16 protein-coding genes and 1 riboswitch are annotated in these 12,581 nt (G+C 71.2%); of the genes, 15 read left to right on the forward strand and 1 reads right to left on the reverse strand.

Annotation, left to right across the window (positions count from 1 at the left end):
* Window positions 1-55: 55 nt before the first annotated feature.
* The 14 genes from ACIBMZ_RS18840 (at window position 56) to ACIBMZ_RS18905 (ending at window position 10,966) form a co-directional block, all read left to right on the forward strand.
* Window positions 56-1,234, forward strand: a complete 1,179-nt coding sequence (locus tag ACIBMZ_RS18840; RefSeq protein ID WP_396695392.1) for a PP2C family protein-serine/threonine phosphatase — start codon at window positions 56-58, stop codon at window positions 1,232-1,234.
* A 43-nt stretch (window positions 1,235-1,277) separates the two neighbouring features.
* Window positions 1,278-1,733 carry a MarR family winged helix-turn-helix transcriptional regulator gene (locus ACIBMZ_RS18845; protein ID WP_396695394.1) on the forward strand — a complete coding sequence of 152 codons (456 nt, stop codon included), beginning with the start codon at window positions 1,278-1,280 and terminating at the stop codon, window positions 1,731-1,733.
* Window positions 1,734-2,030: 297 nt separating this feature from the next.
* Entirely contained in the window at window positions 2,031-2,666 is a 636-nt protein-coding gene (locus ACIBMZ_RS18850; RefSeq protein WP_396695396.1) for a CDP-alcohol phosphatidyltransferase family protein, read from the forward strand.
* A 67-nt stretch (window positions 2,667-2,733) separates the two neighbouring features.
* Window positions 2,734-3,633 carry a DUF881 domain-containing protein gene (locus tag ACIBMZ_RS18855; protein WP_396695398.1) on the forward strand — a complete coding sequence of 300 codons (900 nt, stop codon included), beginning with the start codon at window positions 2,734-2,736 and terminating at the stop codon, window positions 3,631-3,633.
* Complete coding sequence (locus tag ACIBMZ_RS18860; protein WP_013733919.1) at window positions 3,630-3,962, forward strand: small basic family protein; 333 nt, start codon at window positions 3,630-3,632, stop codon at window positions 3,960-3,962. The genes ACIBMZ_RS18855 and ACIBMZ_RS18860 overlap by 4 nt, the downstream gene beginning before the upstream one ends.
* A gap of 9 nt (window positions 3,963-3,971) precedes the next feature.
* Window positions 3,972-4,943 (forward strand): DUF881 domain-containing protein, encoded by a 972-nt coding sequence (locus tag ACIBMZ_RS18865; protein WP_396695401.1) that lies wholly within the window; start codon window positions 3,972-3,974, stop codon window positions 4,941-4,943.
* Window positions 4,944-5,001: 58 nt separating this feature from the next.
* Window positions 5,002-5,382, forward strand: a complete 381-nt coding sequence (gcvH, locus tag ACIBMZ_RS18870; RefSeq protein ID WP_396695403.1) for a glycine cleavage system protein GcvH — start codon at window positions 5,002-5,004, stop codon at window positions 5,380-5,382.
* A 219-nt stretch (window positions 5,383-5,601) separates the two neighbouring features.
* Entirely contained in the window at window positions 5,602-6,054 is a 453-nt protein-coding gene (locus ACIBMZ_RS18875; RefSeq protein WP_093402417.1) for an FHA domain-containing protein, read from the forward strand.
* Window positions 6,055-6,104: 50 nt separating this feature from the next.
* On the forward strand, window positions 6,105-6,806 hold the full coding sequence (locus ACIBMZ_RS18880; protein WP_396695842.1) for a MerR family transcriptional regulator: 702 nt from the start codon (window positions 6,105-6,107) through the stop codon (window positions 6,804-6,806).
* A gap of 173 nt (window positions 6,807-6,979) precedes the next feature.
* Window positions 6,980-7,444 (forward strand): bifunctional nuclease family protein, encoded by a 465-nt coding sequence (locus ACIBMZ_RS18885; protein WP_013733914.1) that lies wholly within the window; start codon window positions 6,980-6,982, stop codon window positions 7,442-7,444.
* Between the two features lie 209 nt (window positions 7,445-7,653).
* Window positions 7,654-8,250 (forward strand): MerR family transcriptional regulator, encoded by a 597-nt coding sequence (locus ACIBMZ_RS18890; RefSeq protein ID WP_396695406.1) that lies wholly within the window; start codon window positions 7,654-7,656, stop codon window positions 8,248-8,250.
* Between the two features lie 420 nt (window positions 8,251-8,670).
* Window positions 8,671-9,069 (forward strand): group 1 truncated hemoglobin, encoded by a 399-nt coding sequence (locus tag ACIBMZ_RS18895; RefSeq protein ID WP_396695408.1) that lies wholly within the window; start codon window positions 8,671-8,673, stop codon window positions 9,067-9,069.
* Between the two features lie 2 nt (window positions 9,070-9,071).
* A complete protein-coding gene (locus ACIBMZ_RS18900) occupies window positions 9,072-10,250 on the forward strand; it encodes a globin domain-containing protein (protein WP_396695410.1) in 1,179 nt (392 codons plus the stop codon).
* On the forward strand, window positions 10,247-10,966 hold the full coding sequence (locus tag ACIBMZ_RS18905; protein WP_396695412.1) for a DivIVA domain-containing protein: 720 nt from the start codon (window positions 10,247-10,249) through the stop codon (window positions 10,964-10,966). Before ACIBMZ_RS18900 ends, ACIBMZ_RS18905 begins: the two co-directional genes overlap by 4 nt.
* A 15-nt stretch (window positions 10,967-10,981) precedes the next feature.
* On the opposite strand, the gene ACIBMZ_RS18910 is transcribed toward ACIBMZ_RS18905, so the two are convergent.
* Window positions 10,982-11,476, reverse strand: coding sequence for an NAD(P)-binding oxidoreductase (locus ACIBMZ_RS18910; protein WP_396695844.1), 495 nt, complete (start codon window positions 11,474-11,476; stop codon window positions 10,982-10,984).
* Between the two features lie 59 nt (window positions 11,477-11,535).
* On the opposite strand from ACIBMZ_RS18910, the gene ACIBMZ_RS18915 reads away from it, so the two are divergent.
* Window positions 11,536-12,402, forward strand: coding sequence for an NAD-dependent protein deacetylase (locus ACIBMZ_RS18915; RefSeq protein WP_396695414.1), 867 nt, complete (start codon window positions 11,536-11,538; stop codon window positions 12,400-12,402).
* Window positions 12,403-12,464: 62 nt separating this feature from the next.
* A riboswitch (glycine riboswitch) is annotated at window positions 12,465-12,563 on the forward strand.
* Window positions 12,564-12,581 lie beyond the last annotated feature (18 nt).

Here is a 12,581-nt window from a genome sequence, read left to right on the forward strand (position 1 = left end):
TGGAACCGCCTCCGTATGATGCTTGCCCCAGAGCAAGTATCTTCGGAGGAGCGACATGCCGGATGCGCCCACGGGGGTTTCGCGTGCCCTGCGCGAGGCTCCGCCCGATCGCGTGGTCGAGGCCGCCGACCGGGCCATCCGGTCGGTCCTGGGGGCGTCGGGCACCGTCGTGTTCGTCGCCGACTACCGGATCAGCGGCCTCTGGCCGGTGCTCGACTCGCGGCAGCCGGACGCCGCCGCGCACGCCCTGCCGGGGCCGCTGCAACGCTGCTTCAGCAGTCAGCAGCCGGTCCGGGACGGCGGGACCGACGGCCGCTGCCAGCTCTATCTGCCACTGTCGGTGTGGGGTGAGCGGCTCGGTGTGCTGGTGGTGGAGATGCCCGAGGAGCCGCCGGAGAGCGTGGTGCGTCGGGCCGCGGACATCGCCGGTGAGGTCGCGCTGGCGATGCACGCCGCCGACCGGGAGACCGACCGCTACCGACGGGCACGTCGGCAGGAGCGCCTGAGCATGGCCGCCGAGTTGCAGTGGGAACTGCTGCCGGGACGCAGCGTCAGTCACGGCTCGTTCCAGTTGGCCGGTCAACTGGAGCCGGCGTACACGGTGGGCGGTGACCACTTCGACTGGTCGCTGGACGACGGCCGGCTCACCGTGACCGTGCTCAACGGCGACGGGATCGGGCTGACCGCCGCCCTGCTGACCGCGGTGACGGTGAACGCGATGCGCAACGCCCGCCGGTCCGACGGTGGCCTGGTAGAGCAGGCCGAACTGGCCTCCGACACGGTCTACTACCAGCATCGGGGTCACCGGCACGTGGCCACCGTCCTCCTCGAACTGGACTGCGCCACCGGCCGGGTGCAGGCGGTGGACGCCGGTTCGCCGCACCTGCTGCGGCTGCGCGGCGGCACCGTCTCCCGGGTCCCGTTGGAGCAGCAACTGCCGTTGGGCATGTTCGCCGAGACCCGGTACGCGCTCCAGGAGTTCGACCTGGACCCGGGGGACCGGCTGTTCGTGGTCTCCGACGGGGTGTGGGGCGCCGACCCCAGTGGCCGCGAGACGTACGGCGAGCGGGCGATGGCGCGGTCCATGCGGGCCACACGGTTGCAGCCGCCGCCGGAGGCGGTTGGTACGGTGATGCGCGAGTTGCAGGCATTCCACGCGGACGCCGACCTACGTGACGACGCCGTGGTGGTCTGCCTGGACTGGCACGGTGCCGACGGCCGGACGCAGGACTGACGGCCCCGGCCGGTACGAGCGGGACAATCGCAGGGGACGTCGGGTGGAACGACCGGATCTCGCCGCGGCGATCGACGCAGCCGCCGAGTCGTTGGTGGGTGTGCTCGACTCCGCCGTCGCCCGGCACCGGTGGGCCGTCTCGCCCACCCAGTTGCGGGTGCTGTCGCTGCTCAGCAGCCGACCGGAGACCAACATCAACGGCCTGGCGGAGCTGCTGGACGTCGTCCCCTCCTCGGCCAGTCGGCTCTGCGACCGCTTGGAGGCGATCGGCCTGGTACGCCGGGAGGCCGACCCGAGGGACCGGCGTGAGGTCCGCCTGACACCGACCGCCGCGGCGGAGGTGCTGCTGGGGGAGGTGCGTTCGCGCCGCCACGACGCCGTGCGGGTGGTCCTGGAGCGGATGCCGGCGCGGGTCCAGCATGACCTGCTGCGGGCCCTCAAGGCCTTCGGTCAGGCCGCGACCGCCCCGCCGCCGGACTCCTCGGCCCGCAGCGCCTGACGCCCGACCTCCACCCATCATCCTAGGATGCCGTAGCGGCGGTGACGGTGCTCACACCGTCACCGGACGAACATCACCGACACCGGCGTGAGCCGAGCGGGTCGAGGCGGGGTGGCGGCCCGCTATAGTGGCAGCGCATCCGACCGACCTGTGATCATCAACGGTGGGGCGGCGGGCCAGGGTGGATCCCGGATCGGGATCGCAGGGGGTGCCGGCGCCAGCCGGCCCGACAGCGCGCACGGCGTTCCATGGCGGACCCAGGGGCCGAGGTGGGCCGCGTGCCGCGGAGGAGGTTCGGTGGCGCGTCGACCGGCTCGGGCAGAGCAACCACAGGCCCCCGAGGTCGACGCGCGGCGCTCCGACGACCGGGTCCTCACCCTGCCGAACCTGATCAGCTTCGTCCGTCTGCTGGGCGTACCGGTCTTCCTGTATCTGTTCCTGGTGGCCCGCGCCGACGTGGCCGCGATCGTGGTACTGGCGGTCGGCGGCACCAGCGACTGGGTGGACGGGTGGATCGCCCGCCGGATGCGGCAGGTCAGTCGCCTCGGTGAGCTGCTCGACCCGCTCGCCGACCGGCTCTACATCCTCGCCACGCTGGTGGCCCTCACCGCCCGCGAGGTGGTGCCCTGGCAGTTCACCGCCGCGCTGCTGGCCCGGGAGCTGCTACTGGCCGGCTCGCTGGTGGTGCTGCGCCGCTACGGCTACGGCCCGCCGCCGGTGCACTACGTCGGCAAGACGGCGACGTTCCTGCTGTTGGCGGCGTTCCCGACGCTGCTGCTGGCCGCGACGGTGCCGGCCGCGTCGGCGGTGGCCGGTGCGATGGGCTGGGCGCTGGCCTGGTGGGGACTGGTGCTCTACTGGGTGGCCGGAGCGCTCTACGTGGTCCAGGCGCGTCAGCTGGTCCGCACGGTTGGTCGGGGAGAGACGGCATGAGCGAGCGCAGGCGAGCGAGTCATCGATGTCGCGGTGATGCGGGCGCGCAGCGTAGCGGAGCGACGGCATGAGCGAGCGCAGGCCGGGGTTCAGTCCGGACTTCCTCACCGAGCTGTTCCAGAATCCGTTGGATCCGGGGTACGCCGACGCCGCGGCGCGGCGGGCGAAGACCGGGAAGACGGCGCGTCCGGGGTGGTCGGTGGGGCCGGTCACGCTGGTGGTCGTGCTGCTGCTGGGTTTCCTGTGTGCGGTGGCGTACCGGCAGACGATGGCGGAGGAGCCGGGGCGCGCGCAGGCGCGGTCGGGGTTGGTCGGGCAGATCAAGCAGCGGCAGGGTGAGACGGACAACCTGTCCGTGCGGGCGGACGAGTTGCGTGCGGAGGTGACCCGGCAGCGGGAGGCGGCGCTGGGTGGTTCGCAGGCGGCGCGGCTGCGGGACCTGGAGGCGCGGGCGGGGCTGGGTCGGGTGCGCGGGGACGGTGTGGTGGTGCGGTTGGCCGACGGGCCGGACGGCGGGGAGTCGTTGAACGGGGCGAAGGTGGGTCCGTCGCGGGTGCTCTACAGCGATCTACAGGGGGTGGCCAACGACCTGTGGGGGGCCGGGGCGGAGGCGATCGCGATCAACGGGCAGCGGTTGACGGCGACGTCGACGATCCGGTCGGCGGGCGAGGCGATCCTGGTGGACTTCCGGCCGGTGACCGGGCCGTACGAGGTGTCGGCGATCGGTCCGGGGTCGATGCGTGAGGCGTACGAGGGTAGTCGCAGTGCGTTGACGATGCGCCGCGTGTCGCAGGCGAACGGGTTGTCGTTCGAGGTGCGGGACGCGGACCGGCTCACGTTGCCGGCGGCGCCGGAGCCGCGGCTACGCTACGCGGAGCCCGCGGTGAGTCCGAGTGTGTCGCCGTCGGGTGGTGACGAGTCGTCCGACTCGGGTACGTCACCCAGCCCTTCCGGAGGTGGTCGATGATCGCGGTGCTGGCTCTGCTGGCCGGTGTGGTGCTCGGGTTGTGGCTGGATCCGACGGTGCCGGCGGCGTTGCAGCCGTATCTGCCGATCGCGGTGGTGGCGGCGTTGGACGCGGTCTTCGGTGGGGTGCGGGCCAAGTTGGACCGGATCTTCGACGACAAGCAGTTCGTGGTGTCGTTCATCTCGAACGTGCTGGTGGCGGCGTTGATCGTGTATCTGGGTGACCAGTTGGGCGTGGGTGGTCAGTTGTCCACCGGTGTGGTGGTCGTGTTGGGGGTTCGCATCTTCGGCAATGTGGCGGCGATCCGCCGGCACCTGTTCCGGGCGTAGGTTGGTGTCGTGACTGACGAGCACACCGAGACGGGCACGGGGTGGCCGCAGCCGGCGGGTCCGGCTCGGCCGGGTGGGCCGGCGGGGGAGCCGGACCCGCGTCCGGACGCGCCGGATCCCGACGAGTTGAGTCCGTTGTCGCCGCCGGCTCGGCCGGAGTCGGGCGACGAGGTGACGCCGGCCGAGCCGGTGGAGCGGGACGGTTCCGGTGAGCGGGGCGAGGCTGTCGAGCGGGACGAGGTTGCGGGGAGCGCGGCTGCGGCGGGTGCGGGTGGTCCGCTGCGGCGGCTCAGTTCGGCGGCGGTGATGATCGGTGTGCTGCTGGTGTTGTTGGGTTTCACGCTGGCGGTGCAGTTGAAGACGACGTCGACGGATTCGTCGTTGGCGGCGGCGCGGCAGGAGGACCTGGTCCGGATCCTGTACGACCTGGAGGCGCGGGAGATGCGTCTGCGGCAGGACATCACGACGTTGGAGGAGAGCCAGCGTCAGTTGCGTTCGGGTGAGCAGGGGCGTCAGGCGGCGTTGGAGGAGGCGACCCGGCGGGCGGACGAGTTGGGGATCCTGGCGGGTACGTTGCCGGCGCGGGGGCCGGGGTTGGCGGTGCGGTTCCAGGCGGGTCCGGCGAAGCCGATCTCGGCGAGCGGGGTGTTGGACGCGGTGCAGGAGTTGCGGGGCGCGGGGGCGGAGGCGATGCAGATCTCCGGTGGTGACCGCGCGTCGGTGCGGATTGTGGCGTCGACGTATTTCCTGGACGGGGAGAACGGGTCGTTGATCGTGGACGGGCGTCGGTTGACGGGTCCGTTCACGATCACGGTGATCGGGGATCCGTCGACGATGCGTACGGCGCTCAACATTCCTGGCGGGGTGGTGGCGGTGGTGGCGCGCGACGGCGGTAACGTGATCGTCGAGGATCGTGAGGTTGCCGAGGTTTCGGCGCTGCACGTGCCGAGCACGCTGGAACACGCCCGTCCGGTCTCGTGAGGTCGGGTGGGGCCGGCACCGGTCGGTCCGGTGCCACCGATGGATGAGGACGCTGCTGGTGATTCCTGAGGAACTGCGTTACTCCGCTGAGCACGAGTGGGTGGCGACCGTGGACGGCGGTGCCGTGCGGGTGGGCATCACTCATTTCGCGCAGGACGCGTTGGGCGACATCGTGTTCGTGCAGTTGCCGGAGTCCGGTGCGGTGGTGGCGGCTGGTGAGTCGTTGGGTGAGATCGAGTCGACCAAGAGTGTGTCGGAGATCTACGCCCCGGTGGGCGGTACGGTGTCGGCGCGCAACGAGGCGCTGGTCGACACGCCTGAGGTGATCAACACGGATCCGTACGGTGCGGGTTGGTTGGTGGAGATCGCCGAGGTGGATCCGGCGGCGGTGGAGGGTCTGCTGTCGGCGGACGCGTATCGCGAGTTGACCGAGAGCTGATTCGGTTTCCCGGGCGCGGTCGGTGTGTGTGCCGCGCGTCCGGTTGCCCTGTTTTTCGGCGCTGGCTAGGCTCGCCCAGTCGACCGAGAACCCAATTAGTTGTGCGTCGCGGACAGCCTTTCCGGGCACGGAGAGCCAGCCGCCGGGTGGTGTGTAGCCCGGCGGCCAGACCCGCCGTTTCCTCGACGCCGACCGAAACAGATCCGTGAGGTGGTCCCCATGACTCGCCCAGGCGACGAGTTCCCCCCGCTCGACGTCACGTCGACGCTCAATCTGGGTTCGCTCGAGGAAGCGCTGGAGGGGCCGGACACCGATGTGGTGCCGAGCCGGATGTCCGGTTCGCTGCCGCCGGGGATGGCGCTGCTGGTGGTTCGTCGTGGTCCGAACGCGGGTGCGCGGTTCCTGCTGGATCATGATGTGACAACGAGTGGGCGGCATCCGGACAGTGACATCTTCCTCGATGACGTGACGGTGTCGCGTCGGCACGCGGAGTTCCACCGGGACGGTGGGACGTTCACGGTGCGGGACGTGGGCAGTTTGAACGGCACGTACGTGAACCGGGAGCGGGTCGAGGCGGCCACGTTGAGCAATGGTGACGAGGTGCAGATCGGCAAGTTCCGGGTCGTGTTCATCGCCGGTCCGCGCCCGGAGGGGGAGGCCGGCCGGGGGTGAACGAGCCTGCGGCTTCTCCGCCGTCCGGGGTGGGTCGTGCCCAGCCGTTGATGAGTATCGGCGAGGTGCTGGCCCAGTTGCGGGTGGATTTTCCTGACGTGACGATTTCGAAGCTGCGGTTCCTCGAGGCCGAGGGTCTGGTGGAGCCGCAGCGTACGGCGGCTGGTTACCGGAAGTACAGCTGGGACGACGTGTCGCGGCTGCGGTTCGTGTTGACGGCGCAGCGGGATCAGTATCTGCCGTTGCGGGTGATTCGTGAGCAGTTGGCGCAGTGGGATGCCGACGGTGCGGCGCTGGAGCGGTCGCGGCCGGCGTTGGTGGCGGTGGGCCCGGACGGTGAGGTGCCGGGGCGTGGTGCGGCGTCGTCGGTCGAGTCGGGTCAGGTGCGGCTGGACCGTACGCAGTTGGTGGCGCGCAGTGGGCTGGACGAGTCGACGTTGGGGGAGTTGGAGCGGCTCGGGTTGGTGGTGTCGGATCCGCCGGGTTGGTATGACGGGGATGCGTTGATCATCGCGAAGGCGGTTGCCGGTCTGGCGGCGTACGGGTTCCAGCCTCGGCATCTGCGGGGTTATCGGACGGCGGCGGATCGGGAGGTCGGTCTGTTCGCGCAGTTGGTGGCGCCGTTGGCGCGGCAGAGTGATCCGGCGGCGCGGGCGCGGGCGGCGGAGACGGCGCGGGAGTTGGTGGCGTTGTCGCAGCAGTTGCATGCGGCGTTGGTGCGGGTGGGGTTGCGGTCGACGTTGGGTCGGTGAGGTGCGTGTGCGCGCTGATCGGCGGGTTGGTGAGTGGCGTAGGCTTGCGGGGGTAACCCCTCTTCTGGGCACGGGCGTGGTGCGCGGAGCGCGTGAGATGGCCGTGTCGCGGTCCGTGTACCGTGCAGGGAAGGGCGCGGTGCGGCGTAGGTGACAACGACACGGAGGCGGCGGTGCGCGAGCTGAGCGTGGTCGGGGTTCGGGTGGAGTTGCCCAGTAACCAGCCGATCGTCCTGCTCAGGGAGGTCGAGGGGGACCGCTATCTGCCGATTTGGATCGGCGCGGTCGAGGCGACGGCGATCGCTTACGAGCAGCAGGGTGTCAAGCCGGCCCGGCCGTTGACCCATGATCTTCTGCGGGATGTGTTGGCGGCGTTGAAGGCGCCGTTGCGGGCGGTGGAGATCACCGAGCTGAAGGAGAACGTGTTCTTCGCCGATCTGTTGATCGGCGACGGGGTGCGGGTCTCGGCGCGGCCGAGTGATTCGATCGCGTTGGCGTTGCGGGTGGGTGCGCCGATTCGTTGTGCCGAGCAGGTCCTCAGTGAGGCGGGGATCGTGATTCCCGACGAGCAGGAGGACGAGGTGGAGAAGTTCCGGGAGTTCCTGGAGCAGGTGCGTCCGGAGGACTTCGCCGGTTGATCGGTGGCCCGGGTGGTGTCGTCCGGGCGGTGTGCGTGGCCACCATCGGGGCGTTACGGTCCGTGATGGTGATGGTTGTCGCTGTCGATGCGCGGCGTGTCGCGGTGGTTTCTCCGTGGTAACCCTGGTCGGTCGCTATAGGGTTGCCGTGTCGAGGGGTGCGCGTCCCGGAAGCGACGTGTCACCGCACTGACGGGGAGGTTGTCCGGATGCACGAGCCGCGAGATTCCGATCCGGTTACGGGGTGGGACGAGTCGGGTGGGATGCCCGGTTCGGCGACTGACAGTGACGGTGCGGTGGGGTACCGGGGTGTGACGGCCTGCCATGCGGTGGGGATCAGTTACCGCCAGTTGGACTACTGGGCGCGGACGACGCTGGTGGTGCCGAGTGTGCGGGACGCTTCGGGTTCGGGTACGCAGCGGTTGTACTCGTTCCGCGACCTGGTGGTGTTGAAGGTCGTGAAGCGGCTGTTGGACGCCGGGGTGTCGTTGCAGAACATCCGGAAGGCGATCGAGGCGTTGCGGTCGCGTGGCGTGGAGGATCTGGCGGGCATCACGCTGATCTCCGATGGGACGACGGTGTACGAGTGTCGGTCCCCGGAGGAGGTGGTCGATCTGTTGCAGGGCGGCCAGGGCGTGTTCGGTATCGCGATCGGTGGCGCGTTCAAGGAGATCCAGGGGTCGTTGTCGCACCTGCCGGCGGAGCCGGTGGGGAGCGTGTCGGAGTCGGAGCCGGAGGTTCCCGCGGGCGGGGATCCGGTGGGTGACGAGTTGGCGGCGCGTCGGGCGCGGCGGCGGGCCGGCTGAGGTTCGTCCGCCCGCCGGGTGTGGGCGAGGTTTTCTGCGCCCGTTTCGTCGATCACGCTGTGTCTCGGGACGGCTCGGGGAGCGTCGTGGCGCGGTGGGGTGTCGGCGCGTCGGGGTGGTCGTGTCGGTCCTGCTCAGCGGCGTGTTCTGTGACGGTTGTCCGGCTTGACCCGATAGCCGGTTACGCTCGCCGTCCGTGATCCTGCGATCACGTCATGTGGCCGACTCTCCTGGAGCTGTGACGCTGTGTGTTCGCGTGTTGGCCCGTGGTGGATTGTTCGGGACTGACGGGCGCGGCGCGGCACGCTATCGTCCGACACGGTTCGCCTGACACCGCGCCGCGACGGCGAGGGTCGTGCGGCGGACGTCGCGCCGAATGTCGCGCGCTCGTTCACTTCTCCCCGGCGGAAGGACTGACCTGTGACGGTCACCGACGAGACCACCCCCGTGTCGCACTTCGAACGGATCGGTGGGGCCGCCTCGGTGCGGGCCGCCGTCGAGCTGTTCTACGACCGGGTGTGGGCCGACGCGGAGCTGGCCGGCTACTTCACCGAGGTCGACATGGCGACGCAGCGTCGGCACATGGCGTCGATGCTGACCGTGGTGCTGGGTGGCCCGAACGAGTACGCGGGCCGGGACCTCGCCACCGCGCACCGTCCGTTGCACATCCCGGTGGCGCACTACGTGCGGGTGGGTGAGCACCTGACGGCCACGTTGACGCAGTTGGGGGTGCCCGCCGACGTCATCACCGACGTGCAGGCGGTGCTGGCGCAGGTGCAGGACCAGGTGGTGGTCGACGGCGGCCGGGCGGACGCCTGAGCGTGGACGTCTCCGGCCTCAAGCGGAGTTGGGCGCTGGTCACGGCGCACGGCGACCAGGTCCCGCTGTACTTCTACTCGACGCTGTTCCTGACGCATCCCGAGACCCGGCAGATGTTCCCGACGAACATGGCGGGGCAACGGGACCGGCTGGTCACCGCGTTGGGTCACATCGTGTCGCAGGTGGACCAGGTGGACCGCCTGGTGGGGTTCCTCCAGGATCTCGGCGCCGACCACCGCAAGTTCGCGGTGCGGGCGGAGCACTATCCGGCGGTGGGTGAGGCGTTGCTGGCGACGCTGCGGCACTTCCTCGGTGACCAGTGGACCGAGGAGTTGGCGCAGGACTGGGTGGCGGCGTACGGGTTGGTGGCGAAGGTGATGGTGGAGGCGGCGCAGGCCGCCGAGGCGGTGAATCCACCGTGGTGGGTGGCGGAGATCGTCGGCCATGAGCGGCGTGGCTTCGACGTGGCGGTCCTGACGGTGCGTCCGCAGTATCTGCTGCCGTTCACGGCGGGACAGTCGATCGGGGTGTCGCATCCGGCGGTGCGGGCGTGGCGGTACTACTCGCCGGCGAACGCGCCCCGTCCGGACGGCACCCTGGAGTTGCACGTGCGGGCGGCGCCGGGTGGTGCGGTGTCGTCGCGGTTGGTGTACGGCTGCGCGGTGGGTGACCAGGTGCACCTGGCGGCGGCGGTGGGGGAGTCGTTGACGTTGCGGGCGGCCGGGGCGGCGGATCTGCTGCTGCTGGCCGGGGGCACCGGGTGGGCGCCGTTGAAGGCGTTGGTGGAGCAGGTGTCGGCGGAGGGCGCGGGCCGGCAGGTCGACCTGTACGTGGGGGCGCGGTCGCGGACCGAGTACTACGACGGTGACCTGCTGGACAAGTTGGCGTCCTCGTACCCGTGGTTGCGGGTGACCCGGGTGGTGGGGGTGGACCTGGACCGGCCGGGGGAGTTCCTGCATCCGGTGGACCGGGCGCTCGCCGACGGCGACTGGCGGTCCCGGCACGTGTACGTGTGCGGGTCCGACGACATGGTGGCGTACGCGGTGTCGGCGTTGACCCGCGCCGGTTTCCATCCGGGGCAGGTGCACCACGAGGGCCCGGGCGCGCAGTGGTACGGCCCCGCGTGGCGGACGGCGATGCGTGGTCCTTCCGTCCCTGACGATTCCGGAGGTGCCCGGTGAGTGAACCCCGCAGTGACCAGTGGCGGGCCGGTTCGGTGGGTACGGCCCCGATCGGCCGGTACGACGGCACCCCGGTGTCCGGTGGGGCGCAGGTGCGGTTGACCGCCGACCGGGTGCGGCGGTGGGAGTTCGGTTCGGCGTCGTTCACCCGGCGCGGCTACGACCCGACCGCGGTGGACCGGTTCCGGATGCAGGTGGCCGACGAGTTGGATCGGCTCACCACGCGGGTGGCGGACCTGCGGGCGGACAACGAGATGCTCACCGGTCATGTGGAGTTGCATCGGCACGGGGTGATCCCGAGCGCGGGTCCGGCGACGGTGACTCCGGCGGCCAAGGAGGTGAACCTGCTGTCGGCGGCGCAGCGGGAGGCCGAGCAGATCATCGCGCAGGCGCACGACTACGCGCGGCGGGTCGCCGAGTACGCCCGCACCCAGTACGAGAGTTACGTGCGGGCGGCGGTGGAGGAGGCCCGGCAGCAGGCGGAACGGGCGGTGCAGGAGTACCGGGCGTCGGCGGGGCCGTCGTTCGACGACGGGGTGGCCGCGCGGGAGGCGCTGCGCATCTACGGCGAGATGATGATCTCGCACATGCAGGCGGCGGCGCGGCATCTCGACGACGGCAGGGCGCAGTTGGCGCGCACGATGGAACGCATCGGTGGGCCGGCGGCAGTGGACGGGCCACCGTCCCGTCCACTGCCGCGCCACCAGCAGCCCTGAGGCCGGTCCGGGTCCTCAGCGGCCGGTGTGGGCGGTCACCGCGGCGGTGATCGGGGTGGGACCGGCGACGGTCTCCAGGGTCAGGCCGGCGGTGGCGGGGGTGTCGAGCAGGGCGGCGAGGACGGCGGCGACATCGGCGCGGCTGATCGGGCCTCGGGGGGCGTACCGGTCGAGGGTGACGTGGCCGGTGGGCGGGTCGTCGGTGAGCCGGCCGGGTCGCAGCACGGTCCAGTCGAGGTCCCGGCGGGTCAGGTCGTCCTCGGCGGCCTTCTTGGCCCGCAGGTAGGCGACGAACACCTCGTCGGTGTCCGGCGGCGGGTCGCCGTCCACGCCCATCGAGGAGACCAGCAGGTAGCGGCGTACGCCGGCGGTGCGGGCGGCGTCGGCGAGCAGTGCGGCGGCGGCCCGGTCGACGGTGTCCTTGCGGGCGGTGCCGCTGCCCGGTCCGGCGCCGGCGGCGAAGACCACCGCGTCGGCGTCGGTGAGGTGCGCGGCGAGGCTCGAACCTATCCGGCCCCGGGTGCGGGCCGCCGCGGCTCGCTCGCCGAGGGACCGCCGGGTGGGGCAGCATGGTACGGGTGGACGACGTGATCGAGCAGGTGGCGGGGTTGGCGGCCGGTGGCGCGGTGGTGGTGCTCAGCGGCGCGGGCTTGTCCACCGAGTCGGGTATCCCCGACTACCGGGGGCCCAGCGGGGTGGCGCGCCGGCACACCCCGATGACGTACCAGATGTTCACCGGTGACGCGCAGGCCCGCCGCCGCTACTGGGCGCGCAGCCACCTGGGGTGGCGGTTGATCGCGCAGGCGGACCCCAACGACGGGCATCGGGCGGTGACCCGGTTGCAGCGGGCCGGTGTGGTGACGGGGATCATCACGCAGAACGTGGACGGGCTGCACACGACCGCCGGCAGCGCCGGGGTGGTGGATCTGCACGGCCGCCTCGACGAGGTGGTGTGTCTGGGCTGTGGGCGGCGGACGACCCGGCTGGAGGTGGACGGGCGGCTGCGGCGGGCCAATCCGGGGTTCGACGCGCAGGCCACCACGATCAACCCGGACGGTGACGTGGATCTCGACGACGCGCAGGTGGCCGGGTTCCGGGTGGTGGACTGCGGGGCGTGTGGCGGGATGCTGAAACCGGACGTGGTGTTCTTCGGCGAGACGGTGCCGGCGCCGCGGGTGGCGCGGTGTTTCACGATGGTGCGGCAGGCGCGGCTGCTGCTGGTGCTGGGCTCGTCGCTGACGGTGATGTCGGGGCGGCGGTTCGTGTCGGCGGCGGCCCGGCAGGACGTACCGGTGGTGATCGTCAACCAGGGGCCGACGCGCGGTGACGGGTACGCGCGGCTGCGGGTCGACGCCCCACTGGGGCGGCTGGTGCCGGCGCTGGCCGACCGGCTCTGCCCGGCGGGGGCGGACACCGTGGTGACCGCCGTCTCCTGAGCCGGTGGCCCGGGGCTTCGGTGTGGGCGGGCGGGGACGCTGGTAGCGTTGATCGTGCCGGTAGCACCCGCGTGGGAGAGACCGCCTGGCGGCAGCCGGGGCGGCGCCGAAGGGGCAAATCCTCCCCGGAACCTCTCAGGCAAAAGGACCGCGTGGGGCAGGCACTGTGGAGCGCCCGT

It is taken from the genome of Micromonospora sp. NPDC049900 (assembly GCF_044461025.1).
In the GTDB taxonomy this organism is placed as follows: Bacteria; Actinomycetota; Actinomycetes; order Mycobacteriales; family Micromonosporaceae; genus Micromonospora.

Excerpts from the sequence above, each read along its gene's own strand:
- ACIBMZ_RS18890 (WP_396695406.1), top strand. The coding sequence starts at position 7,654 with ATGCACGAGCCGCGAGATTCCGATCCGGTTACGGGGTGGGACGAGTCG.
- ACIBMZ_RS18855 (WP_396695398.1), top strand. The coding sequence starts at position 2,734 with ATGAGCGAGCGCAGGCCGGGGTTCAGTCCGGACTTCCTCACCGAGCTG.
- ACIBMZ_RS18880 (WP_396695842.1), top strand. The coding sequence starts at position 6,105 with ATGAGTATCGGCGAGGTGCTGGCCCAGTTGCGGGTGGATTTTCCTGAC.
- ACIBMZ_RS18915 (WP_396695414.1), top strand. The coding sequence starts at position 11,536 with ATGGTACGGGTGGACGACGTGATCGAGCAGGTGGCGGGGTTGGCGGCC.
- ACIBMZ_RS18860 (WP_013733919.1), top strand. The coding sequence starts at position 3,630 with ATGATCGCGGTGCTGGCTCTGCTGGCCGGTGTGGTGCTCGGGTTGTGG.
- ACIBMZ_RS18875 (WP_093402417.1), top strand. The coding sequence starts at position 5,602 with ATGACTCGCCCAGGCGACGAGTTCCCCCCGCTCGACGTCACGTCGACG.
- ACIBMZ_RS18840 (WP_396695392.1), top strand. The coding sequence starts at position 56 with ATGCCGGATGCGCCCACGGGGGTTTCGCGTGCCCTGCGCGAGGCTCCG.